Origin of the sequence: Rheinheimera pacifica (assembly GCF_900108485.1) — a bacterium.
In the GTDB taxonomy this organism is placed as follows: Bacteria; Pseudomonadota; Gammaproteobacteria; order Enterobacterales; family Alteromonadaceae; genus Alishewanella; species Alishewanella pacifica.
Window position 1 is genome coordinate 111,326 of sequence record NZ_FNXF01000010.1, and the last position, 24,940, is coordinate 136,265.

The 24,940-nt window shown below is 46.5% G+C and carries 27 protein-coding genes, 1 tRNA gene and 1 riboswitch; of the genes, 9 read left to right on the forward strand and 19 right to left on the reverse strand.

Going from position 1 to position 24,940, the window contains the following annotated elements:
• Positions 1-40: 40 nt before the first annotated feature.
• From BLW68_RS13460 to BLW68_RS13525, 14 genes are all read right to left on the reverse strand, one after another.
• On the reverse strand, positions 41-868 hold the full coding sequence (locus BLW68_RS13460; protein WP_092794221.1) for a flagellin N-terminal helical domain-containing protein: 828 nt from the start codon (positions 866-868) through the stop codon (positions 41-43).
• A gap of 165 nt (positions 869-1,033) precedes the next feature.
• Entirely contained in the window at positions 1,034-2,269 is a 1,236-nt protein-coding gene (flgL, locus tag BLW68_RS13465; RefSeq protein WP_092794224.1) for a flagellar hook-associated protein FlgL, read from the reverse strand.
• 2 nt (positions 2,270-2,271) lie between these two features.
• On the reverse strand, positions 2,272-4,290 hold the full coding sequence (gene flgK / locus BLW68_RS13470) for a flagellar hook-associated protein FlgK (protein WP_092794227.1): 2,019 nt from the start codon (positions 4,288-4,290) through the stop codon (positions 2,272-2,274).
• Positions 4,291-4,328: 38 nt separating this feature from the next.
• Complete coding sequence (gene flgJ / locus BLW68_RS13475) at positions 4,329-5,357, reverse strand: flagellar assembly peptidoglycan hydrolase FlgJ (RefSeq protein WP_092794232.1); 1,029 nt, start codon at positions 5,355-5,357, stop codon at positions 4,329-4,331.
• Position 5,358: 1 nt separating this feature from the next.
• A complete protein-coding gene (locus tag BLW68_RS13480) occupies positions 5,359-6,405 on the reverse strand; it encodes a flagellar basal body P-ring protein FlgI (RefSeq protein ID WP_245728342.1) in 1,047 nt (348 codons plus the stop codon).
• A gap of 61 nt (positions 6,406-6,466) precedes the next feature.
• Positions 6,467-7,144, reverse strand: a complete 678-nt coding sequence (gene flgH, locus BLW68_RS13485) for a flagellar basal body L-ring protein FlgH (protein WP_092794244.1) — start codon at positions 7,142-7,144, stop codon at positions 6,467-6,469.
• Between the two features lie 12 nt (positions 7,145-7,156).
• Entirely contained in the window at positions 7,157-7,945 is a 789-nt protein-coding gene (gene flgG, locus BLW68_RS13490) for a flagellar basal-body rod protein FlgG (RefSeq protein ID WP_092794249.1), read from the reverse strand.
• Between the two features lie 40 nt (positions 7,946-7,985).
• Entirely contained in the window at positions 7,986-8,732 is a 747-nt protein-coding gene (locus BLW68_RS13495; protein WP_092794253.1) for a flagellar basal body rod protein FlgF, read from the reverse strand.
• A gap of 161 nt (positions 8,733-8,893) precedes the next feature.
• Positions 8,894-10,198 carry a flagellar hook protein FlgE gene (flgE, locus tag BLW68_RS13500; RefSeq protein ID WP_092794256.1) on the reverse strand — a complete coding sequence of 435 codons (1,305 nt, stop codon included), beginning with the start codon at positions 10,196-10,198 and terminating at the stop codon, positions 8,894-8,896.
• A 19-nt stretch (positions 10,199-10,217) separates the two neighbouring features.
• Positions 10,218-10,946: a flagellar hook assembly protein FlgD gene (locus BLW68_RS13505; RefSeq protein WP_092794258.1), complete on the reverse strand. Its 729-nt coding sequence runs from the start codon at positions 10,944-10,946 to the stop codon at positions 10,218-10,220.
• 11 nt (positions 10,947-10,957) lie between these two features.
• Complete coding sequence (flgC, locus tag BLW68_RS13510) at positions 10,958-11,383, reverse strand: flagellar basal body rod protein FlgC (protein WP_092794261.1); 426 nt, start codon at positions 11,381-11,383, stop codon at positions 10,958-10,960.
• Positions 11,384-11,385: 2 nt separating this feature from the next.
• The gene (gene flgB / locus BLW68_RS13515; protein ID WP_092794264.1) at positions 11,386-11,787 is read right to left on the reverse strand and encodes a flagellar basal body rod protein FlgB; all 402 of its coding nucleotides are present in this window, start codon (positions 11,785-11,787) and stop codon (positions 11,386-11,388) included.
• A 72-nt stretch (positions 11,788-11,859) separates the two neighbouring features.
• Positions 11,860-12,693 (reverse strand): CheR family methyltransferase, encoded by an 834-nt coding sequence (locus BLW68_RS13520; RefSeq protein ID WP_092794267.1) that lies wholly within the window; start codon positions 12,691-12,693, stop codon positions 11,860-11,862.
• A 14-nt stretch (positions 12,694-12,707) separates the two neighbouring features.
• The gene (locus BLW68_RS13525) at positions 12,708-13,637 is read right to left on the reverse strand and encodes a chemotaxis protein CheV (protein ID WP_092794269.1); all 930 of its coding nucleotides are present in this window, start codon (positions 13,635-13,637) and stop codon (positions 12,708-12,710) included.
• Positions 13,638-13,765: 128 nt separating this feature from the next.
• Between BLW68_RS13525 and flgA the strand changes: the two genes are divergently transcribed.
• From flgA to flgN, 3 genes are all read left to right on the forward strand, one after another.
• Complete coding sequence (flgA, locus tag BLW68_RS13530; RefSeq protein WP_092794272.1) at positions 13,766-14,476, forward strand: flagellar basal body P-ring formation chaperone FlgA; 711 nt, start codon at positions 13,766-13,768, stop codon at positions 14,474-14,476.
• 76 nt (positions 14,477-14,552) lie between these two features.
• On the forward strand, positions 14,553-14,873 hold the full coding sequence (flgM, locus tag BLW68_RS13535) for a flagellar biosynthesis anti-sigma factor FlgM (protein WP_092794275.1): 321 nt from the start codon (positions 14,553-14,555) through the stop codon (positions 14,871-14,873).
• Entirely contained in the window at positions 14,870-15,304 is a 435-nt protein-coding gene (gene flgN, locus BLW68_RS13540; protein ID WP_092794277.1) for a flagellar export chaperone FlgN, read from the forward strand. Before flgM ends, flgN begins: the two co-directional genes overlap by 4 nt.
• 62 nt (positions 15,305-15,366) lie before the next feature.
• On the opposite strand, the gene BLW68_RS13545 is transcribed toward flgN, so the two are convergent.
• Positions 15,367-15,825 carry an LPP20 family lipoprotein gene (locus BLW68_RS13545; RefSeq protein WP_092794279.1) on the reverse strand — a complete coding sequence of 153 codons (459 nt, stop codon included), beginning with the start codon at positions 15,823-15,825 and terminating at the stop codon, positions 15,367-15,369.
• A 154-nt stretch (positions 15,826-15,979) separates the two neighbouring features.
• Here BLW68_RS13545 and BLW68_RS13550 point away from each other — a divergent pair, with 154 nt between their 5' ends.
• From BLW68_RS13550 to BLW68_RS13560, 3 genes are all read left to right on the forward strand, one after another.
• On the forward strand, positions 15,980-17,119 hold the full coding sequence (locus BLW68_RS13550) for a flagellar assembly protein T N-terminal domain-containing protein (RefSeq protein WP_092794282.1): 1,140 nt from the start codon (positions 15,980-15,982) through the stop codon (positions 17,117-17,119).
• A 48-nt stretch (positions 17,120-17,167) separates the two neighbouring features.
• Positions 17,168-17,242, forward strand: a tRNA-Arg gene (locus tag BLW68_RS13555).
• A gap of 195 nt (positions 17,243-17,437) precedes the next feature.
• A complete protein-coding gene (locus BLW68_RS13560; protein ID WP_092794286.1) occupies positions 17,438-18,679 on the forward strand; it encodes an integrase domain-containing protein in 1,242 nt (413 codons plus the stop codon).
• Here the strand turns inward: BLW68_RS13560 and BLW68_RS13565 are convergent.
• Entirely contained in the window at positions 18,639-19,055 is a 417-nt protein-coding gene (locus BLW68_RS13565; RefSeq protein ID WP_092794289.1) for a hypothetical protein, read from the reverse strand. The two genes, BLW68_RS13560 and BLW68_RS13565, sit on opposite strands and share 41 nt — an antisense overlap.
• Before the next feature lie 354 nt (positions 19,056-19,409).
• Between BLW68_RS13565 and BLW68_RS13570 the strand changes: the two genes are divergently transcribed.
• Entirely contained in the window at positions 19,410-20,651 is a 1,242-nt protein-coding gene (locus BLW68_RS13570; protein ID WP_092794292.1) for a tyrosine-type recombinase/integrase, read from the forward strand.
• A 208-nt stretch (positions 20,652-20,859) separates the two neighbouring features.
• On the forward strand, positions 20,860-21,045 hold the full coding sequence (locus BLW68_RS13575; protein ID WP_092794295.1) for a helix-turn-helix transcriptional regulator: 186 nt from the start codon (positions 20,860-20,862) through the stop codon (positions 21,043-21,045).
• Between the two features lie 52 nt (positions 21,046-21,097).
• On the opposite strand, the gene BLW68_RS13580 is transcribed toward BLW68_RS13575, so the two are convergent.
• On the reverse strand, positions 21,098-21,778 hold the full coding sequence (locus BLW68_RS13580) for a hypothetical protein (RefSeq protein ID WP_092794298.1): 681 nt from the start codon (positions 21,776-21,778) through the stop codon (positions 21,098-21,100).
• Positions 21,753-23,669, reverse strand: coding sequence for a Calx-beta domain-containing protein (locus tag BLW68_RS13585; protein WP_177172242.1), 1,917 nt, complete (start codon positions 23,667-23,669; stop codon positions 21,753-21,755). Before BLW68_RS13585 ends, BLW68_RS13580 begins: the two co-directional genes overlap by 26 nt.
• Before the next feature lie 59 nt (positions 23,670-23,728).
• A riboswitch (cyclic di-GMP riboswitch) is annotated at positions 23,729-23,814 on the reverse strand.
• 105 nt (positions 23,815-23,919) lie between these two features.
• Between BLW68_RS13585 and BLW68_RS13590 the strand changes: the two genes are divergently transcribed.
• On the forward strand, positions 23,920-24,531 hold the full coding sequence (locus tag BLW68_RS13590; RefSeq protein WP_177172243.1) for a 3'-5' exonuclease: 612 nt from the start codon (positions 23,920-23,922) through the stop codon (positions 24,529-24,531).
• Here the strand turns inward: BLW68_RS13590 and BLW68_RS13595 are convergent.
• Complete coding sequence (locus tag BLW68_RS13595) at positions 24,456-24,743, reverse strand: helix-turn-helix domain-containing protein (RefSeq protein ID WP_092794305.1); 288 nt, start codon at positions 24,741-24,743, stop codon at positions 24,456-24,458. The two genes, BLW68_RS13590 and BLW68_RS13595, sit on opposite strands and share 76 nt — an antisense overlap.
• Positions 24,744-24,940 lie beyond the last annotated feature (197 nt).

Sequence of the window (24,940 nt, forward strand, 5' to 3'; positions counted from 1 at the left end):
AAAAAAGCCACCATTAGGTGGCTTTCTAGCGGTAGGAAAATTAACCTTGTAACAGACTCAAGGCTGCCTGCGGCCGCTGGTTCGCCTGCGCCAGTACAGTGGTGCTGGTTTGCTGCAAAATTTGCGTGCGGGTTAATTCAGCAGTTTCTTTGGCAAAATCGGTATCGCGAATACGGCTACGCGCACCGGATACGTTTTCTGAGATATTGGTTAAGTTACGGATAGTGGCCTGAAACCGGTTTTGAATCGCACCCAAATCGGCACGGGTACCGTCAATAACACCGATAGCGGTATCAATCAGTGCCAGGGCTGCAGAAGCACCACCAACAGAAGATACACTCAGTGCACTTAAGCCCAGAGCAGCTGTACCGTAACCACCAGTGCGTGATAACCTGATATCAATATTCTGACCGGCATTGGCCCCTACCAGAAAACTTGCCGAGAAACCGCCAGCAAGCAGGTTTTGCGTACCAAATTGTGTTGTGCTTGCTACCCGGCTCATTTCAGCCTTTAACGCTGTAACTTCTTTTTGCAGCGCAGCACGGTCGGTTGAACTGTTGATACCGTTTTGTGACTGAATAGCCAAAGTGCGGATACGTTGCAAAGAGTTGGTGATCTCTTCCATCGCACCCTCTGCCACCTGTGCCAGTGAAATACCATCATTAGCATTACGCGCGGCCTGGTCCAGACCATTAATCTGGCTGGTTAAGCGGTTAGAAATTTGTAAGCCAGCGGCATCATCAGCGGCACTGTTAATACGAAAGCCTGATGACAAACGCTTAAATGCGGTATCCAGAGCATTACCAGAGTTAAATAACTGACGTTGTGCATTCAGTGATGAAATATTGGTATTGACGTATAAAGACATGGTATTGCTCCTGCTAATTTAATCGTATCTGAAACAAAGCCTTATTAAGTGGCCGTGTTTTCATCTGATACTTATTTATCGGAGCAACTGGCAAAAACTTGAGGATTTTTTTGCTAATACTAAAAAAAATTGCAGTAGCCAGGCATATACTGCCCGGCAAGGATCTTAACGAACATAGTCAAACAGACTAACACCAGACACTTTGACAAAAGTGCTGGAAATAGCCTGAAGTGCAATTTCCTGTTTGGTGATCTCTGTCAGCGCAGCTGCATAATCAACCTCAGACAAGTCTGCACGGTAGGCCTTATTATTAATCGTTAAATCTTCGTTAGTGCCAAACACACTATCAAGTACATTTACCCGCCCACCAATAGAAGACAAAAAGCTGTCAATATTGGTCGCAGCTGACGTTATCTGAGTGATGGTGTCGCTGATAGCTTCATTGAATTCAAAACCCGACAGCCCGGGGTCTTCCAGCGCAGTAATAAACTCACCAATAGTCGTCAAAATATTTTTCTTTTCTGGGGCCTGCAAAGAAAAATCAACCTGCCCCGGTACAGCGGCAGCACCACTTACCGTAATAGTTAAGCCATTAAACTGAATGGGGGCATCAGGCGTAAAGGTGCCGGTTACCGGTGGAACTAACGCAGCGCCATTTTTTTGGATCTCATAGGTTGATGGTGCTGTTAGCACTACACTGAAATCATTGTTTGCCGGCGTCAGGCTGTCATAATTTTGTTTGTAATAAGCATCAAACTGGCTTTGATCTGTCACAGAAACAGTAGCATTGGTAGCGCCGCCAGCATTGATCACTGCTGGTGTAGTTTTAAAGCGGGCATCAACATTTTCAAACACAAACTTACCGCTATCATTGCCTGCCAATGCAATAGTAGGGGAAATTTGCAGTGCTTTTTTACCATCATCGCCCTGAAACTCATAAATACCGGTAGCATTATTCAGGCTGTAACTTTGTTTTTTATCCTGATAGCCGGAAAAAATATAGCTACCTTCGGCATTACGGCTGTTCATCAGGTCAAGTAATTCCACCTGAATATTTCTAAGCTCCTGCGCCACCGCTTTTTTGTCATCGTCAGTATAAGCGCCGTTACCTGATGCAATAGCCAGTACCCTCGCTTTGTCTATGGACAAGCGCATACTGGTAAGTACTGTTTCCTCCAGCGCCAGGTTGTTTTTTAGCAGTACGCTATTATTCTGAAATTGGGCAACCTGCTGCAGATTCTGGTCTAGCCCCAACACTTTTGCTGACGCAGCAGGGTCATCCGCAGGTGTCAAGATACGGGTTTGCTTGGTTAATTGATCCTGCGCCCGGTTCATTTTTTGCTGGGTATTTAAAATGCCGTCTAAACCAGCATTAAATTTCATATTAAAAGATAATCTCATCACTACCTCACTGCCGCTAACAAGGTGTCAAACACGGTTTGCGATGTGGAAATAATTTGGGCCGCTGCCGCATAGGTTTGCTGGAACCGGATCAGGTTAGACGCTTCTTCATCCAGGCTGACGCCGGATAATGATTCATACCAGGCCGTGGTTTGTTCTAATAAAGCTTTACCTGCGGCTTCATTATTACGCCCCTGGCTGGTACGCTCACCAATCAGACTAACCATATCGGCATAAGACTGATTAAAGTTTACTGCGTTCGCGCTATCCGGCGCCGACAATGGGTTTAATCGGGTCGTTTGCGCAGTTTGTAATTCCGACAAAGCCAGGCCGTTACGGTTGTCATTAAAACCACCGTCATTAAAGCTGATGCTAAAAGTATCGCCCACACTGGGGATGCCTGTAACGGAGAAATCAAAGCCAACATCAACTCCCGCCTGAGCAAAAATATCCTGATACTGGTTTGAGCCAAAAGCCGCAGTTGCCACCGGGTTACCGAGGTTATCTACAATTTCAAAGGTATTCCCACCAACGTAGGTCATCGTCCAGGGACCATTGATCAACCCTGATGGTGTATCAAAGCCATAGTTCGGCAGAGTAGCAGGGGTAGTATCGCTTACCTTCACCGCATCAATCTGGGCATTACCCAAATTATTTACGGTAAAACCGGTGCGCACTGGCGATGCCAAGGCAATATCTTCCGGCCGGGTGGTTGCCAGGGTCAGGGTTCTTGATGCGGTACTAAGGGGTTTTAGTTCAAACCTGTCACCAACAGCCGGGGCACCTGTCAGGGTAATTTCCAGACCATACAAATCACCGCCGGCATCGGCAGAGCTTATGGTGGCAGGAAAGCCCCCAACGGGTACTACTTTGTCAGAACCAACAATGATCTCGCCCTTTGCATCCAAAGCCTGGATCCGCACAGCGCCAGCTTCAACTGTCAGCAGAAAATCGTTAGGTGGCAAATTTTTGCCTTGCCCTGCTTCAATAGCAACACTGACCGCACCGGCGCCGGTGTTGCCGGGAAATGCAAAACCCCTACTGGTTGGAAGGTTAAATAAATTACCACCAATTTCACCGTTTAAATTCATCCCCAAACGGTTTTGCGTGTTCATAGCGTCTGTCATTGATAACGCTAACTGCCCAAGCCGGTTTTGGGTCGGGATCAGAATTTCTTCACGGAATTTTAGCAAGCCGCCAATTTTGCCGCCCAGATTATCAATATCAATATCGCGCTCAACATCGGTGCGTCTGGATAACTGCAGCTTTAAATCACGTACGGATGGATCCGGGCTGCCACGCAGTGCTACCAGATTAAACTCGCCGCGCTCAACCACTAACGATTGGCCTGTGGCCAGAAATACCATTTTTTCGCCGTTGTCTGCATCCAGCGTGCGGATCTCAACCATTTCAGATAATTTCTGGATCGCAAGATCACGTTTATCCAGTAAATCCAGCGGTATAGGCCGGCTGTTACCGGTACCGTAGGAGGCTATTTCCTGATTCAGACTGGCGATTTGTTTAATATAAGAATTAGTTTCACGGGTATAGATATCCAGTTGCTGATTAACAAAATTATCCTGATCCAGCACCAGACTGGATAAGGTATTAAATTTATCCAGCAGAGCCTGGGAGCTGCCGATGACCAACTGACGGTTTGCCAGTGTAGCAGGCTCGTTGTTTGCAACCTGAAACTGTTTAAATAAATCATTAATACCGGTAGCGATACTGTTGGCAGGGTTCGAGAACAGCGCATCTACCCGGTTGGCTTCGGCAACATATTGCTGGGCAAAGCTGTAGTTAGAAGTATCACGCCGCAGTTGCTTGAGGGTAAATTCACTGATTAGGCGTTCAGTAGTACCGCGCCCCACTCCCAGGCCAAGCATCTGCGACTGAAACTCAGTACGCTGGCGCACATAGCCTTCAGTATTAATATTAGCAATGTTATTACTGGTTGTACTAAGCAAGCTACTGCTGGCCAGCACAGCCGAAGTACCAATCTTAAGTAAGTTATCTGACATTGCTCTCTCCACCAACGCTACTGGCAGCGCTTAGTTTGTTATTCATCGGCGCTATCGCCGAAATCTTGAGTAGCGCCTTGCTCCTGGCGCACCTTATCAAAGGCAGAGCTTTGATATACTGCCATAATTTTTTGTGCATAGGCTGGGTCTGTGGCATAGCCTGCCGCCTGCAATTGTTCAAAATAGGCTTTAGTGTCACCGGTTGCCTGCACAGCATCCTGGTAACGCGGATTTTTCTTAATAAAGTCGGCATAATCCTGCAGGCTATGTTCTGGTGACGTGTAAGAGCGGAATTTTGCCTGCTCTTTTTTGGCAATACCGGCCCGGTATTCCAGTGTGTCTACTACTGCGGTTTCACCCTGCCAGCCATTGTTGGCTTTGATACCAAATAAATTAAAACTGCTTTCACCTTTCGCGGTTTTTATCACGCGCTGGCCCCAACCGGTTTCCAGTGCAGCTTGTGCTATTAAAGCCAGTGGATCTAACCCCAGCGCCTTAGCTGTCTCGCGTGCTGCCGGTAACAAAGCCCGGACAAACTGCTCGGGGCTTGCCACCTGCCAGGCTGGTTTCACCACCTCTGGCTGTGCGGTGGCAATATTATTGGCAGCAGCTAAGCCAGTTGGTGCCGCAGTTGCGATGGCAGTATCCGTTGGCATTACTGCCTGCTTGGCTACTTTAACGGTTGGCAGAATATGTCGCGGCATCTGCAAAGTTTTTGTTTCATTAACCTGCGCAATATCTGGTGTTGCTTTTTTACTCAGTGCCGGGCTAAGTTGCTCTACCAGCAAATCAGCCAGCCCCAGTGCGCCTTTTTGCGCCAGATCTGTTGCCATCTGGCTGTCATGCATGTCGCGGTAAAACTTGGTGGTCTGGCTATTCATCATGCCATCCACTTCAAAAGCCTCATTGGCTTTACGCATGCTGCTTAATAACATACTAAAGAAAATTGACTCAAACTGTTCAGCCGCCTGACGCAGCGCAGCCTTTTCATCCTTACCGGAATTACTGCGTATTTGCTGCAGGCTGGTAAGATCATGATAAGACACATTGTTCGGCGTCAGGCTCATGTCAGATCACCACTAGTTCGCCATGAATGGCACCGGCTTCTTTTAATGCTTCAAGAATCGCCATTAAATCACCAGGGGCAGCACCCACCGCATTAACCGTGCGAACCAAATCATCCAGTGTTACACCGGGGTCAAATTTAAACATGCGGGACTGCTCCGGGCGCACGTCAATAATGGTATTTTCCTCAATCGCTGTCTGGCCTTCGCCAAACGGATTAGGCTGCACTACCCGGGGGTTCTCAGCAATGGTTACGGTTAAACCGCCATGTGTCACGGCTGCCGGAAATAAACGAACGTCTTTACCGATAACAATGGTACCGGTGCGGGAATTAATAATAATTTTTGCTGCATAGTCACCTGGCTCAAAGCTGAGGTTTTCCAGCGTTGATAAATAAGACACGCGCTGGCTGATATCGCGTGGCGCACGCACCTGTACTGACGTTGCATCCAGCGAGTGCGCGGTATCCTGCCCCATAAAATTATTAATAGCCTCTGCTAAGCGCTTTGATGTCGTAAAATCAGAGCGTTTAAGATTAAAGGTAATAAAATCGCCCTGAGCAAACGGGGTAATAACTTCGCGCTCAACAACGGCCCCGTTGGGAATACTGCCCACTGTGGGTGTATTAACTAAAATACGTGAGCCATCAAGGCCTTCAGCGCCAAGGCCACTAACAATTAAACTGCCCTGCGCTACGGCATAGACGTTGCCGTCCAGCCCTACCAAAAACGTCTGCATCAGAGTACCACCGCGTAAGCTTTTGGCACTGCCAACCGAAGACACTGTGATATTAAGTGACTGGCCCGGCTTGGCAAAAGCAGGTAATTCTGCATGCACTGCTACCGCGGCAACATTCTTAATTTGTGCCTTCATATTGGCTGGTAACGTAATGCCAAAATTACTTAACATGGTACGAAAGCTCTGTTCAGTAAACGGGCTTTGCTCACCTGTGCCGGGCAGACCTACCACCAAACCATAGCCTACCAATTGGTTAGAGCGCACGCCTTCCACATCAGCAACATCTTTAATACGGGCAGCACTGGCTGTCATGCTTAGCAATAACAGCGCTATTATCAGGCTGGTGTGTAAAATACGGCTCATAGCTGTGCTCCTAGAAAGGCCATAACGGACCGTTAAAGAACCGGCTTAACCAGCCAGGAGACTGGCCATTGTGATGCGCGCCTGTGCCACTGTACTCAATACGGGCATTAGCAATTTTGGTCGACTCAACAGTGTTATTCACATCAACATCCTGAGATCGGATCACGCCGGTTAAACGGATATATTCTTTGCCGGTATTCAGTGTCAGCCACTTTTCACCGCGAATCACCAGGTTACCGTTATTCAGTACCTGCAACACGTTAACCGAAATATTACCGGCCAGGCTGTTGCTTTGGTCTGCTTTGGAATCGCCCTTGTAATCAGATGTTGAGTCAGCGCCAAATTGCAGCACATTACCGGCAACCGACACATTGCGCCCGCCTAGCCCGATCATCGGTTCAAATGAGGTTGAACTGTCTTTTTGCATCTCGGTTTTAGCTTTTTTACTGGCCTGTGTCCGCTCTTTTAGTACCACAGTAATAATGTCACCTTCATGGCGGGCCTTATTATCTGAGTACAACGAGTTAGAGTAATACTGTGCAAACAGCGAGCCGTTTTGCACCAGCGGCCGTGAAGCCGGCTCTGGCGCCAACGGTGCGAAGTATGGATCGTCAGCCTGAGGTACCTCAAGAGAGGCACAACCGCCGAACAACAACACACAAGCAGAAACAGAAATAAGCCGTTGCATAAATACCTCCGGTTACAGCTGCTGAATGGCAAAGCCAAGCATCTGATCTACCGATGAAATAACTTTAGAATTCATCTCGTAAACCCGCTGACTTTCAATCAGGCTCACCAGCTCTTCAGTAACGTTAACGTTGGATGTTTCCAGCGCGCCCTGCACTATAATGCCAAGGCCTTCCAAACCGGGAATGCCCTGTACCGGATCACCACTGGCACCGGTTTCACGGAACAAATTCTGACCAATAGGTTCAAGGCCGGCCGGATTAATAAAGTTGGTGACGGTCAGTTGCCCAAGCACAGCTGGTTCGCCTTGCCCCGGTAACTGCACCGACACTTGGCCATCCTGCGACACGGTAATACTCTGCGCATCCGGCGGTATCACGATATTGGGCTGTACCTGATACCCTGCGCCAGACGTCACCAGGTTGCCTTCGTCATCAACAGTAAACTGGCCATTGCGGCTATATGAAATCGTGCCATCTGGCATCAGAATTTCAAAAAAACCATGGCCCTGAATCATCATATCCAGGCTATTGTCGGTGGTGATCATATTGCCCTGGGTAAAGTTTTTCTGCGTTGCCACCACCTTAGTACCGGCACCAATCATCAGGCCATTTGGCAATTCAGAGTTTTGCGACGACGCGCCACCCGGCTGATTAATATTCTGGTATAGCAAATCTTCAAAAATAGCCCGGCTTTTTTTAAAGCCCACAGTACTGGCATTGGCCAGGTTATTTGAGATCACCGAAATATCGCGCTGCTTAGCGTCTAAACCGGTTTTACTGATCCATAAAGCTGGATGCATTTGTGCCTCCCGGGCCTTAGCCCATTATTTATTCAGGCCCTTAGCCCGTGATTCTCAGTAACTGATTTTGCTGCTGATCCATCTCTTCAGCACTTTTCATCATTTTCACCTGCAGCTCAAACTGGCGCTGCAGGCTAATCATATAAGTCATCTCGCCAACGGCATTAACGTTGCTGGTTTCTGTTGCGCCTTTTAGCAGGCTGACATTAATATCCGCCTCTGCCAGTTGGCCATCCTTACGGCGGAATAAACCATCATTGCCTTTTTCCATTTCGCTGTTCAGCGGCCGTACCAACTTGATTCTGCCCGCTGCCACCATGCCATTGGCAGGCGCACCTTGCGGCAGCACACTGACAGTGCCATCCTGCGCAATCTCGACTTTAGCCAGGGGTATCGGCAGTTGAATAGGACCATCGTCTCCCATTACCGCTAAACCGTTTGCCGTTTCCAGCATGCCAAAAGCATTAATCTGCAAATTGCCGGCTCTGGTATAGGCTTCATTACCATCCGGAGCCTGAACTGCTAACCAGCCCTCGCCCTGAATGGCAACATCAAGCTCACGCTCTGTCATGATGATCGCGCCGGCGTCAAAGTTTTGACCTGGTCGTTCAGTTAATGAAAATACCCGGGTGGGTAAACCTTCACCAAAAGCCTGCATAGCGCGGGCCTGTTCAAAATCTGCTTTAAAGCCAACAGTGCCGGTATTAGCCAGATTGTTTGCCCGCACGGCAATGCCATTCATATTCTCTTTGGCACCGCTCATGGCGATATATAACAAGTGATCCATAACATGCTCCGCTTACTTTATATTCGATTACTTAAGCAAAATTGATGCCATAAAAAATCAGCGGCGGGCGGGGACACAAAAAGGAGTAAAAAAATAGCTCGGGCAAACTACGCAGATAGAAAAACACCACCCGAAGGTGGTGCGATATAACGCCAGAAAACCTAGCGGATTTGTAGCACGGTTTGTTGCAAGGTACTGTTAACTTCTAATGCCCGTGAGTTAGCCTGGAAGTTACGCTGCGCGCTGATTAAGTCAACCAGCTCAGTGGTCAGGTTAACGTTTGACTGCTCCAGTGCCGACGAGTTGATAGCGCCAAAGGTATTAGTATTGGCCTGGCCACCGATAGGCTCACCGGAATTAATAGTTTGCTTCCACGAAGTATTACCTACCTGTTTTAAGCCCTGCACATTAGCAAAACGCACTAAAGCAACCTGGGCTAAATAAGCAGAATCACCGTTGCTATAACTGGCCAGTACACGGCCAAAAGAGTCAATATCTACACCGGTTAAACTACCAACAGTAGTACCATCCTGACTTAAAGTGGTAGTGGCAAAGCCCGAGGCTACTTGAGTCGGAAGTTTGGTACTCGCAGGATCGCGGAAGTTAACCACTACATCCGCCTGATACTGCGCACCGTTATCCAAATAATTGTTGGCAGGATCGTTTAGTACTGCAAACGGCATTCTTAACGTCGGTGCAGCTGGTGTAGTAAGCATATTACCGCTGGAATCGAAAACTAAGTTATCGCCCTGAAACGGCGCTGCGCTGACATTATCCCATACTACAAAGGTTTCCCACTCAGAGTTTGCCGGTGGCGTAGTGGTTGTACGGCGAAAATACATGGTAACGTTATGAGGTGAGCCTAAACTGTCATAAACAGTTATAGACGTCGAATCATTATAAGTTCCTCTGTCATTAGCGTTAAACGGCAAGGCATCTGTCGCGGGAGCCTCAGAGTTCAGATTCATATTAATAAAGATATTGTTGGTTGCCCGTGGCGCTCCTGCAGTAGTGGGTATAGTAATAGGCTGGGTGGTGCTTAAACTGACTGATTGGTTCTCACCATTTTGCGGATCTACGGCAAAGCCCTGCAAAAAATTGCCGTTGTTATCAACAATAAAGTTATCTTTATTAAGTTTAAAAGCACCACCACGGGTGTAGGTTAAATCCCGCGACTGCATATCCGGCGTTAAAGCAAAAAAACCTTCACCGGTAATCGCCATATCCAGTGAGTTATTGGTAAATTGCAATGAACCCTGGCTAAATTGTTGTGCCACCATGGAGGTGGTAACACCATCACCCACTTTAGTCCGGCCGGAAGAGAACACCGACGTAGCATATACATCGGCAAATTCTGCCCGTGACTCTTTAAAGCCGGTAGTATTAACGTTAGCGATATTATTCGCCGTTACATCCAAATCTTTTTGTGCAGCGGCCAGGCCGCTTAGTGCGATATTAAAACTCATAATTCACCTCAGCTCACTATTAACCGTAAGAAACTTCTAACACATCACCCAATTTCACGGCGCCAAGGCCAATCAGGTTTAACATAATTCCGCCACCTTTGCCGTTCATACTAACGCTGGCAACCGGGGTATAAACATTAACCGGCAAACTGGCATTTTTACCATCGGTGTAACTCACATCCACTTTCACTTTATACACACCCGCTTTAACCCGCTCTGATACCTCACCGTCTACCACCGCAGCGCTGCCAGAGCCTGAAGCCATATAGGTACCGTCCCAAATAAATTCGTTTTTACCAATTTTGGGGTTGTCTACACTAAAAGACTGCACCAGTTCGCCTTTTTCATTTTCAATCCGTACCTGCATTCTGGTTGCGGCTTTATCCAGCTCAATATTGCCGCGCGCCAAGGTGTCACCGGTAAAGACAATTTTATCCGATTGTGTCAACACACTGCGGCCAACCAATGACGATGCCTGTAATGCCTGATTTGATGACATACTCTCCGCAAAGCCTTTAAAGCTTTCGTTTAGCTGCCCGATACCATCGGCCATAGTAAAATTGGTCATTTGAGCAATCATCTGATCATTTTCTACTGGCTTGGTTGGGTCCTGATATGCCAGTTGCTGGGTAAGCAGGGCAAAAAAATCAGATTGCGTTAAAGCGCCATTGTTTTTGTCCGGTACCTTTTTGTCGGCATCCCAGTACATGCCATCCAGGGCTGGGTTGTTATTTACATTAGTTGTCATTTGCTAAGCCCTTATTGCTGCTGACCCAGCCGGAGCGTGCGCATAACCATTTGTTTTGCCGCCTCAGCTGTTTGCACGTTAGTTTCATAAGAGCGCGACGCCGAAATCATGTTCGCCATCTCTTCCATAATATTGACATTAGGTTTGTAGATGTAACCGTTCTCGTCTGCCAGAGGATGGTTAGGTGAATACTCCACGTTCAGAGGTGCATCAGACTCAACAATGCCAAGCACTTTTACCCCGACACTGTCATCGCCTTGCTGGCGCTTTGCCTCTGACAACTCAGCCGCAAATACGGCATGCCTGCCGCGATAAGTTTGCTCTACACTGCTGCTGACACTGTTAGCATTGGCAATATTGCTGGCGGTGGTGTTCATTCGCACTGCCTGTGCTGTCATACCACTGCCGGTAATATCAAAAATTTTGTATGAACTCATGGTTATTGCCCTCCGCCGGTAATGGCTTTTTTCAAACCACTGATCCGAGCGTTCAAAAATGTCATACTGGCCTGATATTCCAGACTATTCTGCATAAATGCATTACGTTCACGGTGAATATCTACACTGTTACCGTCGCCGGTGTCAGGCTGATCCGGATTACGAAACTTAGTTTCGTGCCGGGCCGCGGTAGAAATAATAAAGTGCTGCTCATGGGTGCGGGCCATAGCGCCAGATTGACGGGACTTTGCGTTATTCAATGCCTGTTGAAAATCCAAGTCGCGGGCTTTATAGCCAGGCGTATCGGCATTAGCGATATTTTCGGCCAGCACCTGAGCACGCTGATCGCGGACCAGCATGGCTTCAGGGTGCATACCAAATGCTTTTTCAAAACTGATTGCCATTTTTTTGCCACCTCTGATTAAGCGATAGCAAATGAAATGCAAAACTCAGGCCAAATATTAACTTTGCGTAGATTAAGTTTTCTTGCGGTAGATAATACCGGGGTTACAGCGGATCATTTCGAAATCAGCATTAATGCTGGACAAGGATTCTGACGCGCCGAGAAATAAATAGCCGCGTGGATTAAGAGATTGGGCAAACTGGCGGATAATTTTTGCCTTCACATCGGCAGAAAAATAAATCAGTACATTACGACAAAAAATAATATCGAACTTACCAAGCAACGTATAGCTGTCCAGCAGGTTAAGGTGGCGAAAACTCACATTTTTGCGCACATTGTCTTTAACGCGCATCATACCTTTACCGCTGTCTTCAAAAAACTTGCTGCGCCGCTCCGGCGATAAACCTCGTGACAAGGCTAAACCGTCATACTCTGCCCGCTGGCAATGTTCGAGCATTGTATTGGAAATATCAGTTCCCAGTATATGTACACCTAAACTGAAAGCTCCCGGCCGGCTTTGTTGGTACTCCATTGCTGTCATGGCAATCGAATATGGCTCCTGGCCGCTTGAACTGGCAGCTGACCACATTTTGACAGTGCGGCAAGTTTTTTCCAGCTCAGGAAATATCTGCTTCTTTAATAGCTCATAAGGATAGGTGTCACGAAACCACAAGGTTTCATTTGTTGTCATTGCATCTATTACCGCAGAACGTAACTGCCGTTCAAACGGGCTGAGGGTTTTATTCACCAGCTCGGACAATGTGGCCAAACCAAAGCGTTGCATTAACGGAGCTAAGCGACTTTTAACCAGATACTGTTTATTGTCGCCCAGCACAATGCCACACTGCTGCTCAAGGAAATCCCTGAACAGCACATACTCTTTATCGTGTAAGTCTTTATTTGGCACTATTAATCCTTAACTCAGTCGGTATGCAGCCACTTCTGTACAGACTCTGCCAGCTCATCCGGATTAAATTTCGCAATAAAATCATCTGCACCCACTTTTTGTACCATCTGCTGGTTAAAAACACCGCTAAGCGAAGTATGCAGTATTACGTGCAGCTTTTTCAGTTTAGGATCAAGTTTAATTTCTGCCGTCAGGGTGTAGCCATCCATTTCCGGCATTTCAATATCAGAAATCAGTAAACCAATTTTCTCAGTAACTGACTCATTGCAGCTTTTTGCAACATCCTGCAAATATTGCAGGGCTTCGCGCCCATTCATGACCAGATGCATCTTAACACCTAACCCTTCCAGCGCACGCTTTACCTGATTCCGCGCAACGGCTGAGTCATCGGCAATCAGAATAAGTCGCTCACCCAAATCTTCACTGATACTGTGAGTATTGATATCTGCGCTGATAGCTGTTGGTGACGGCGAAATTTCTTCCAGAATTTTTTCTACATCCAGAATTTCTACCAGCTCTTTATCAATTTCCGTTACCGCAGTCAGGTAACTTTGTTTGCCACTGGTGCCTTTTGGCGGCGGCATTATCGCTTCCCAGTTGATATTGATAATGCGCTCTACGGAATCCACCAAAAAACCCTGCACCGAGCGATTATACTCCGCAATAATAATAAAACTGTTTTTGGTATCTTCAATCGGTTTGCCGCCGGTAGCCAGGCTAAGATCGATAACCGAGATAGTTTGACCACGAATATGAGCAATACCCCGGACAAACTTATTGCGTTTGGGAATGGCTGTAAGCGGCGGACATTGCAATACTTCACGCACTTTAAATACGTTAATACCGTAACGCTGGCGCCCTCTTAGCTTAAACAGCAATAATTCCAGCCTGTTCTGGCCGACTAATTGTGTGCGCTGATTTACCGAGTCTAAAATACCGGCCATCTGCCGCTCCTCTGTAATACTATCCGGATCGATTCTTGCTTTAGTACCTGTCACAGACGGTTATTTGACACCGCCAAGCCTGGCCCTGATGTTATAACCCTTAGCGTGTAAAGCATAGCCGAAACCTTATGAAAAAGTACGAAAATTTATTTAAACAAATACTTACCTGCGTTACGTTGTTGTGTGCAAGCCCTTTGGCTGCGCAGGATACCGTTAGCAGCTATTCACCCGCGCAGTTAACTGAGCAGGCCTCTGCATGGCTGGAACAAGAACTGGCAGTAACACCGGGGGGCAGTATACAAGTGCAGGCAAGCCCGCTCGACGACAGAATAGGCTACAAACACTGTAACGAACCGCTGCAGTTTTCACTGTCTCAGCCACTTACGCAGCGCCAGAATACAATACAAATCCGCTGCGGTGCAGAACAAAGCTGGCAGCTGTATCTACCTGTTCGTATTGAAGAAATCGTGCAAACGGTTATTTTGACACAAAATATTAGTAGCGGCAGCCTGCTCACTGCCGATATGCTGGATATCGCCAACCGTGAACGCCGTTTTTTACGCGGCAGCCTGGTGAGTGACCCCAGACAAATTATTGGCGCAAAAACCCGGCGGGCCATGTCAATTGGACAAATTATCACCTTGCAGGATCTTTGCCTTGTCTGTAAAGGAGATGTTGTTACAATATCAGTTAGCAATAACGGCTTAAATGTAGCAGCAACCGGAATAGCACAAAGTGATGGCAGTTTGGGCGATGTTATCAGTGTGCTTAACCGCCAGTCAAAGCGGGCTATTACTGCAGAGGTAATAGCAGTAAACCAGGTTAGTATTAAATTTTAAATATTAACTAAAGTTTTGCAGTTTAACGCCGTTAACCTGTGCATAAGGAACTGTATTAAGGTGATGAGGTACGAGCATGGCTATTAATATCAATAACTTGCAGAATAGTCCGCAAGTAAAAACTGACAAAGTTGAGCAAAATGCCCAACGTCAGCAAGCTGCAGTGCAGCAAAATGCCAGTCAGGCAGCGGCACAAAAGCAAGACTCTGTGTCTATTACGCCACAGGCGCAACAATTTTCTAAACTGACCGAAAAAGCCAGTAACAGCAGCGGCATCGATCAGGAAAAGGTTGATAAAATCAGACAGGCGATTACTGATGGCAAGTACAAAGTGAATGTTGAACAACTGGCACGACGCATAGTGCAGTTTGAAAGCGAGCTATTTGGTAAAAAATGACAACTGCCAGCAACGACATCATCGCCTTATTAGATCAGCAAAAGCAGCTACTGGATGAGCTGCTTTTGTCTTTGCGGCAGGAAATTGCCGCCCTGGCCAACCGCGACATCGCTGCGCTGGAAAACATTCTTGCGTTGAAAACCACCCAGTTGCAACAGCTGCAACAAAACGACGCCTTACTGGCAGCCTGTGCTGATATTGCTGAGCAAAAACAACAAGCCTGGTTTAAACAAAAAGTGGCCGAGCTTGATGCCCAGCTGGAAGAGTGTAAACGGCAAAATGACATTAACCAGCAAACACTGGAACAAAGCCAGCTGACTCTGGCCAGGTTTAAAACTGAATTACTGGCCAGCCGCGGTAAATCCGGCCTGACTTACACCAGTAAAGGCAAACCCGCAGTAGAAAGTAAAGGTAAAGGCATTAAAGCCTGAGCTGGCAACCCGCCTAACTGACACAAGTTAATATCTGCCCGTTAATAACTATCAGTGGGTAACTAGTAGTACCGCACACTTTTAATCGTTTGCCTTGGCTGCGTATTCTGATACAAGTGGTATACCTGCTCAAAATCCAGTTCCAGCTCCGTCACATAGATATCATCAATGGCATAGGTTTTTATTACCCTGGCCCCACTTATTACGCCCTTAACCGACGATGACAAGTTTTCATTATCAAGTACCATAGCGCGCAGCTGATTAGTCGCGTCAATTTTTTGTCCATACACTACTTCAGTCAGTTCGCGGTAAGCATCCAGTTTCGACGCTTTCATCGCCTGCAGCATTTTGTGTTCATTGCTGTCACCATGCTGCACACTGATTGGCGCGTAACCTACCGCCGTTAATACCGGAAAAGCATCCGGCTTTACCGGCGCATATTCTACATGCCGGCTTAGCAACGAAGAGCACCCCGCTGCTAATACCGCAGTTAATACCACCGAAATGCGCCAAGCTGTCATTTTAATCTCCTGCGGCACAATAAACTTACTGTGCACTCAATTGTTAGCCGTCAGGCAGAATTAGCAATATTCACGCCATAATTTAACAGCGCCGCCAGCTTAAGGCATACATTTTGCTTAGTGATCCGCAGTGCCAATTTATTGCAGGGCTTATATGAAACTTTATCCATGTATCGGGGTGCTTGTTGCCAGCCTGTTTAGTGTAAACAGCATGGCCGACTGGTATGAAGCAACCGGCCAGGCAGTTATTGAACAGGGCGATATAGACTCAGCCCGCCAGGCTGCTATTGAAGATGCGCTAAAAAGAGCAGCATTGTTTGCCGGTGCCAGCCTTAGCAGCACCCAGCAGCTTATTAATGGTATTTTGCAGCAAGAGCAACTCGGGGTCGTTAGCAATGCGCAAATCGGCAAACTGCAATTGTTATCCGAAAGCCGGCACAATAATATGCTGACAGTAACCCTGCGTGCCGATATCACCCCACAATTAAGTAGTTGTAGTGGTAACCCATACCGTAAACCAGTATTACTGAGCCGAATTCAGTTACAGGCCCGCAAAGATGCCATCTACGGCGATTTATTTACCCTAGGCGAACATAGCACAGTGCAGCTGGAACGCCACTTACGCGATTACAGCCCTACCGCCACAGTCAGCAGCCTGCCGCAGGAAATGCCATTACATTATCTGGTTTACCCGGCAACCGAGCAGTTGTTTAGCCAAGGATATCAGTATGTTATTAGTGCCCGTATTAACGATATGTCGCTTGGCGAAAAAACCAGCCACTTCTGGCAAAAAGATTTAAAACAGCGCTACTTTGCTATTGAGGTAACGCTGTTTGATCTGTTCGAGCAAAATACAGTGTACCAGCAGGAATACCGCACCAGCGCCAGTTGGCCATATAAAAGCCATAACACGCCAGCCAGCCACAGCCAGGCGTTCTGGCAAATGCCTTATGGCAGTAAAGTTGACAAGCTGCTGCAAATTATCGCCACTGATATGCAACAACAGCTGCAATGTAAGCCGTTGCTCAGTGCAATAAAACAGGTAAGAAAAAACGAAGTAATGCTCGATCTTGGTAAATTGCACGGCCTCCAGCTGGGTGATGAACTGCAGCTATTCCAGTTACAACGCCACCCCACTACACCGGGTGTGAAACGGCTGCTCCAAAGCCAGCTAAACCTTACCATTACCGAACTGACAGAACGAAATGCCTGGGCCAGTACCAATAAACAAGAACTCCTGCAGCATATTCAGCCCGGCGATGTGGTAAGTGTACGTAAAAGCAGCGGTTACTAAGTATGCAGGTTCCCAACCCCGGCGCACTCTGTTAGAATTTCGCGCCGTTGCCCCATAGTTAAATGGATATAACGGCCCCCTCCTAAGGGGCAGTTGCAGGTTCGATTCCTGCTGGGGCAGCCATAAGACAGTACAACCCAGTCTTATATGGTCTGACTCTCCTGAAAAAACCTTTTAATATCAAGCATTAGAGATGATTTACGGTCTAAGCGGGTCTTATGGGGTCTAAAGCGATATACGCTTTTTGACACCACAGATGACACCACAGGACCTAAGTCACAAAAGCTGTGGTGTCAAAAAGGGTGCTCAGGAGCAATAATGTCAAAGAAAATCATACCTTTAAGTGACACCATAATCCGTAGCAGTAAGCCCTCTGCAAAGCCCTATACGCTGTACGACGGCGATGGTTTACAAATTAGAATTAGCCCATCCAACAGTAAATCATGGTTGCTAAGCTATGTTCGGCCATTAGTTAATAAACGTAATAATCTTAAGCTTGGTAATTATCCAGCCGTCACCCTTTCAGCAGCAAGGAAAACCGCAGCCAAATACCGGCAACTGTTAGCTGAAGGTGTTGACCCACAACGTTGGCTGGAACAGCAAAATAGCCAGGCATCCGCAGATGCGCTAAATACTTTTCAGCATGCCTGTGAAAAATGGTTTGAGGTAAAGTTCTCATCCATCAGCACACGCCATGCTTTTAACATTCAGCGTTCATTCGAGCAGCATGTCTTCCCTAAAGCCGGTCATTTGCCGCTAAAAGAGCTGAGTGCGCAGCAAGTTATTGAAATACTGCGCCCGCTTGAAAAGTTACATAAGCTGGAAACACTGTCGCGACTTTGCCAGCGTATCAACGAATTGATGACCTGGTGCGTTAATACCGGCTTACTTGAGTTCAACCGTTTAAGTGGTATTAAAGCTGCCTTTAGCAGCCCCAAAAACGAGAATATGAAAACTCTGAAGCCCGAAGAGCTGCCTGAGCTGATGCAGCGATTAAGTACGGCCAATATTCAACTTTCTACCCGCTGCCTGATTGAATGGCAACTGCATACCATGGTGAGGCCGGGCGAGGCCGTTAAAGCACGTTGGCAGGACATTGATTTTGAGCAGGCCCTTTGGACCATACCGGCAGAGTTTATGAAAAAGCGACGCCAACATCAGGTGCCGCTGTCATCCCAGGCCATCGCCTTACTCCAGCTTATGCGGCCTATTAGTGGCGAGCAGCTCTATGTATTCCCCTCCGTCAGGCACAAAGGCAGCCATATTCATAAGGAAACAGCGAATATGGCGTTAAAAAGGATGGGCTTCGCAAACCGCTTAGTCGCCCATGGCATACGCTCACTGGCCAGCACAATTTTGAACGAAGCCGGTTTTTATGGAGATCTGGTAGAAAGCGCCCTAGCCCATGAGGACAAAAACCAGGTGCGCCGGGCATATAACAAAGCAGGCTACTTAAAAGGCCGCAGGGAAATGATGCAATGGTGGAGTAATCACATTCAAGCGGCAGCTCAAGGCAATGTTAGCCTTGCTGTGGTGCCAGAATACAAGCCTGCTGTGTAGCAGGCTTTTTTAGTGCGTTATCTAAATCTGCAGCAGATAAAAACTGGATCTCAAAACCACTTCGCTTTGCCGGTACAAGAACTTTTGAAGTTAAAACTGACTGAACGTACTCGGTAAAGTTTGGCTGCTTATTTTTGCTCAACTGATAAACCGTACCTGATGATTGCTGCCACAAAAAATAGCTATCAAAACTCTTCAAAGTACTCAAATCATGGGTGCCGGATGACAAACGCCACTCTTCCGGCCAATCCCAACCGGAGAATATTTTGTACACTGGAACGCCACATTCAACCGGTGGTGTAATTAGCAATACTTGCCAACTGTCTGGTGTCACCATTACAGAGTTATGGTCTAGCCGAAAACTTAATTCGGTCATTGAATTTCGCTAAATATAAGAGAACATGCAAAATAATATCACTAAATGCGCCGAAAGTTACACTAAAGACACAATCACTATTAACCTGAATTAATACGCAGTTAAAGCTTTTGCCGGAATGCATTGCGTTCCGGCCCTGCCGCCTTTGGGGTGCGCAGCGCCACAAAGGCGGCCGCAAAAATAGCATTGATTTTTAACAAGAAAATACAGCCCCTATTCTTTTGCCTACTATTCTCGTCAGCTCTTGCCGCCCGTTTATAAACTCAATTGATTTCACAGTTGCTGGTGTCACTCCAATCCCCTCAAAATAACTTTCAATTGAATTTAATTTTTGCAAAAAATAGGTGAAATGTAGTGCCGAAAAAAATCCCTCCTTTAAGCGACTTAACCATTCGGGCTTGCAAAACTGCTTTGAAAGACATCACTCTTTATGATGGTAGTGGTCTGCAACTAAGAGTACTTACTAGTGGCAGCAAGAACTGGATTTTTCGTTATATGAGGCCCTATCTGAAGACTCACAATAATATCAAATTGGGTAGTTATCCATCGATGGGATTGGCTGAGGCCCGGGAGCGCCGGCAGCAATACCGGCAGTTGCTGGCAGCTGGCACGGACCCACAGCGCTGGCTAGAACAACTGAAGTTCAGCACAGTAAAAGCTGCTAACAGCACCCTTAATTCAATGTTTGAACAGTGGTTCCAGGTAAAATCTAGCAAACTCAGTCAGAAATATGTGTCCAACTTCCGCAGGTCCTTTGAAAATCATTTGTTGCCTACAATAGGCCATCTGCCTATTACGGAAATCACACCAATTCAAATCATAGAGGTGTTAAGACCGTTGGAGAAAGCCGGTAAACTGGAAACCCTTTCCAGGCTTTGTCAGCGTATTAATGAACTGATGGTGTGGGCTCAGAATACAGGTCAACTGGAACAAAATCGGTTAGGTGGCATAAAAGAGGCTTTTATCAGCCCTACCAGCACGAGGATGAAAACGATCAAACCACACGAATTGCCTTTGCTTATGCAACGGCTTTATTCGAGCGATCTTGCGCTGGCAACCCGCTGCGTATTTGAATTTCAATTACATACTATGGTACGCCCTGGCGAAGCGGTTACGGCACGTTGGCAGGACATTGATTTTGCCAATTCAATTTGGAATATACCGGCCGAATTAACGAAAATGCGCCGTCCGCATCAGGTACCGCTATCTAAACAGTGCTTAGCCATACTCAGTGTAATGCGAGAATTTAGCAGCGGTGATTACATTTTCTCATCGTTTTATCGGAAAAACCTACATCTGAATCGACAGACGGTTAATAATGCATTACGAAAAATTGGCTATAAAAACAAACTCGTAGCACATGGCTTGCGGGCGCTTGCCAGTACAGTGTTAAACGAAAATTCATTTAACCGGGATTGGATTGAAACGTCACTCGCCCATGGCGATGAGGATAGTATCCGTCGGATTTATAACAACGCTGAATATCTTAACCATCGTCGAAACATGCTGAATTGGTGGAGCGACCATATTGAAACCGCTGCCGATGGCAATCTATGCACCGCCCATGTGTCAGCGTTGCTGCGCCGGGCTAGCTGACAGTTATCACTAGCAAAAATTATTGCTCTGCCGCCGGCCAGCCTCCTAAGCCGAAAGGGAATATGAAATTAACTAATTGTTTTTAATGAATTTATAAGTATTTTTTGGATTTTGTCAAAATACCACTAAATTGAATTGGCTAATTTCATCATTGCGACTAAATTCACCATCACCGAAAATGATCTCAACGTAATTTGAGGTCAACAGAATGCAGTTATTACGATTAAAAGAGGTTTTGAAAATGGTTCCAGTTAGCAAAGCCAATTGGTATCTTATGCAAAAGCGGCCAGATGCCCCTAAACCAATTCGATTGGGGCCAAATACCGTCGTGTGGGATAAAAATGATATTGAGCATTGGGTGCGGCAGCAAGCTGATAAAGACTGGCAGACATAAATTCTGCCAGAACCTTAATGACACTGTCATTAAAAGACAGCCTCTACCTCAATCAGAGTGATTGCTCGTTGCTGCGATATGCCCTGAAGAATGCGGCAACAAAAAGTACCACGCTGGCGATAATATTTATCAGTGCGCCAAACTGAAATAGTGCAAATAGATTTGGAGTATTTCTACCGACCCGGCCATAGCGAAATAAATCTATCAGATCAGAAATCATGGTGTAGTACTGGAAAAACAGCAGCGCCAGGACAACACCGGCTAAAACACGAGTGTATAATTTCGTCGCCCCACCATAAAAAAACACCGCCAGGACAACAAGTAGCACAAACATTAGTTTGCCAGTTGCACCGGCAATAAGGCTGACTGAGCCAAAAATAGGAATTTCTACCACAGAAAAAAATAGCGATATTAAAACTGCTAAAGTTGCGAAAAATCCGAGTTTATTGTGCAAGCCATGAACGAACAACGCACTGATTTTTTGCCCGGCATACGAGCTTTGAAAACCAGCGAGCTTATCCGTCACATTCCCCATGTTAAGTTGCACAGTACTTTTTATCACAAATATTTCAGAAGCAACTTTATCGCTCGCTACAAAATCCACTTTGTCTCCGGCACGTGGATTACCATTAGATTTCCAGTCAGCACTGGCGAAATCATATCTGTCACCACTATCATTTCTGATAATACCTGTTTGTGTTGTGTCATCATAATGCAGAACGGTACCTTCCATTTTTTTTGTGCCTTTCGTTGTGGAATTGATTAGTAAACTTGCGCCGGAACAGCAGCAATAGGCCAAACAGAGTAGTAAATAAGCCAATTGAACCACCACCGCTTTCACCGCTATCGGCTCCACCAGTGCCACCGTCTGAACCATCAGAGCCTCCTCCAGAACTAGGTGGCACTTCGTCATCAGTAATTGTTACGGTAGCTGTTGTGGTGCCAAAGGTTAAACCCTCGGTTATGGGGGCAATATCTACTGCAAAGGTACGTGAGCCTTGAGAGGTGCTATTGTTGATAACATTGACCGTTACCGTAGCTGACTCCTGCCCATCGGCAAGAGTCAACTGAGTATCAACTGCAGTGTAATCACTACCGGCAATCGCCGTTTGGTTGCGGGTTTTAACGGATACCTCCGCTTCACCATCAACACCGTTGCTGCGATTAATGGTTAAGATCACGGTGCCAGCATTCTCCACCACGGAGTAAGTGCTTTGTGCCAGTGAGACACTGCCAATCATGGGCGGATTAGTAGATTGAATATTGACCTGCATTTGTTCAGTTGATATATCACCAGCACTGGCATACATCATTTTGACTGCAAACTGCGTATCGGTATGTTTGCCATCACGCTCAAGCACAGTAAATGGAACATCGGCATAAGTTTCGCCTGCAGCAAAGGTCACTTCCTGCCAACCGAAATTGAAATCGCGAAGTTCCCAAGCAGTATTGTCGACTGCCATCAGAGCTAACGAAATTGGCTGAGTTAAATCGCCGGTACGCTGTATACGAAATGTGTGCTTACCTGAACCAGAGTCAACAACCATAGTATTTTGGGTGAACTCAAAGCTGCTGCTTACTGCTACTTTATCGGCAACAGATGCTAATAAAGGGGCGTTAGTACGCACGGCATCAGAGTTATCGGCAACCCCGGCTATACCACAGGCCTCGCCTTGAATTTCTACTGCGGGGTCAGAGAAAAATAAGTGCGTATCGCCTGACGCCATGACTGTTTGTTTTTTGAAATTTGAACCGGCTGATAACTCGCCACAGAAATGCGCCTGATGGCCCTTTCCGTCAAAATCTTCATTAGGATGATTGGCCCCTAAAACGTGACCAACTTCATGGATTGTAATGCTACCGTACTGCGCGAGATATTTATCAATATTCCATTGATCATCGCCATTGGTGACCATGCTCTTAAAACTCACGGCATAGTCATCGTAGGTCGCCGAGCCAGAGAAAAAACCACCTAAACCAACAATATTTGAACCGCTATCGCGTACGCTGCGCAAATAGTGAAAGGTATCAGCACCGCTCTGGCTATATAAAGCGTAGGCAGCTTGATATACCGGGGTGTTGCAAAACTCTGGCGCAAAGTCTAACCAATCACCGGTCGTACACTGTGCTATTTCACCGAATTCATCGTAAAGGGCAGCAGTATTACCCACTTCTGGTAGTTCAACATCCAGTAAGTGGATATAAGCCACACGGTAACGGGCATTAACGTTGTTAGTCGCTAAGGCTGCATTGAGTTTATCAAACTGTTCCAGCACGCGGTTATGCATAAACTGAGCGCCATTTTCAATCGGCTTATTGCTCTGATCAAAGCGAAATGGCTCAGATAAATCATCGATATAGGTTGGGTGAACATAAACGATAACATCGACAAAGTTTTCAGATGAAAACAGCGCGCTGGCAGTGCGAACCGCACCATCGGTAAGTGGTGCGGCTTTTTTCAACATTGCAGCATCAAACCGGCTTTTACCGATATTCTTAATGAGCGAGTTACTCAAAATATCATGCCCGCAGCGCGCAGAATATTCATGTGTTTGAGCTATTGCAGTAACTGAAGTCACCGCTAATGTGCTCGCGGCTAAAGCTTTTAATTTGAAATTTTGCAAGTTCAACATCCCGCAATTATTTAAAGAATTAAGCAAAGCGGATGCACATAATTAAAATGAGGTGCGGCCTGGCGACCGTAGGTTAAAACCGTTAGGCCCATAGCTTTGCGTGTACAGTTTTTCAACCGACTTGCCATTGCACAAATCTAAGGAATACTTAGAATATAAGCAAGTAAAATTTCCCGGGAAAGAGCTATTTCTTAATAATGGCTCATGATGATTAACGTTAACTCTATTATTGGAAACGCATTTGAGATTTATAGCCTTCGACCTGGAGTTAACCTGCGAGCGCGACGTGGCGGACTACCCACATAAAATCATTGAAATTGGTGCCGTGCTTTGTGGTGAGGGAAAAATCATCGACGAATTTCAAAGCTATGTGCAGCCTATGTCAGACTATGAACTGACTCAATTTTGCAGTGAGCTAACGGGCATCACGAAGAAGCAACTGGCTGATGCACCGCTCATCCAACATGTTGCTGCAACCTTTGGGCAGTTTATTAATAATAGTAAACCTGAGCTGATAATTTCCTGGGGGCTGGGAGACCGGGATATTCTGACGGCAGAATGTACCGCCGCAGGCATCAATTCACCGCTAACTGGATTTGATTATCAGAATTTCAAAAAGGTGTTTTGCAAACAACGAAAAATTAAACGGGTTGGTTTGAAGACCGCATTGCAGATTTGTGGTATCCCCCCGGAAGGCCGGCAACATTCTGCCGTATCTGATGCTACCAATTTGGCGCGGTTATTCAGCCACTCTTTCAAAATTTGCATTGAGAGAGCTCACTTCAGCTCGTCATCTGACGGGACCTTACCGTATGAGGCAATAATCAAAGCCAGATCGTCTTCTTCGCAATAAAAGTACGCAGTTGGCATTTTTAGTATTTTTGCCAGTTTGCGGACAAAATTATAATCCGGCGTGTGAACTGCATTTTCATATTGGCTCATTCTGGCACTGGCAACATGTTCATCCAAACCAGCAGCAATTCCCAAACCTTCCTGAGTGAGTTTTGCAGCCAACCTTGCAGCTTTAAGGCGTTTAGGTAGAGGCATAACAGATTTTTCAGACATCTTGGCACCAGAGCTAAATTAGTGCCTAAGATTTTCTTAGAAAGCGTGCCACGCTTTATTAAGTAATCCTTAGATTTTATGGTTAAATATCTTACAATACCGGTAGTTGTCAGTCGTCACGCCCGAGAGACAGCTTATTTTCTGTCTGCAGCCTAAATTGACGCATGATCCATTATTTGCACCTCCTTTTGACGACA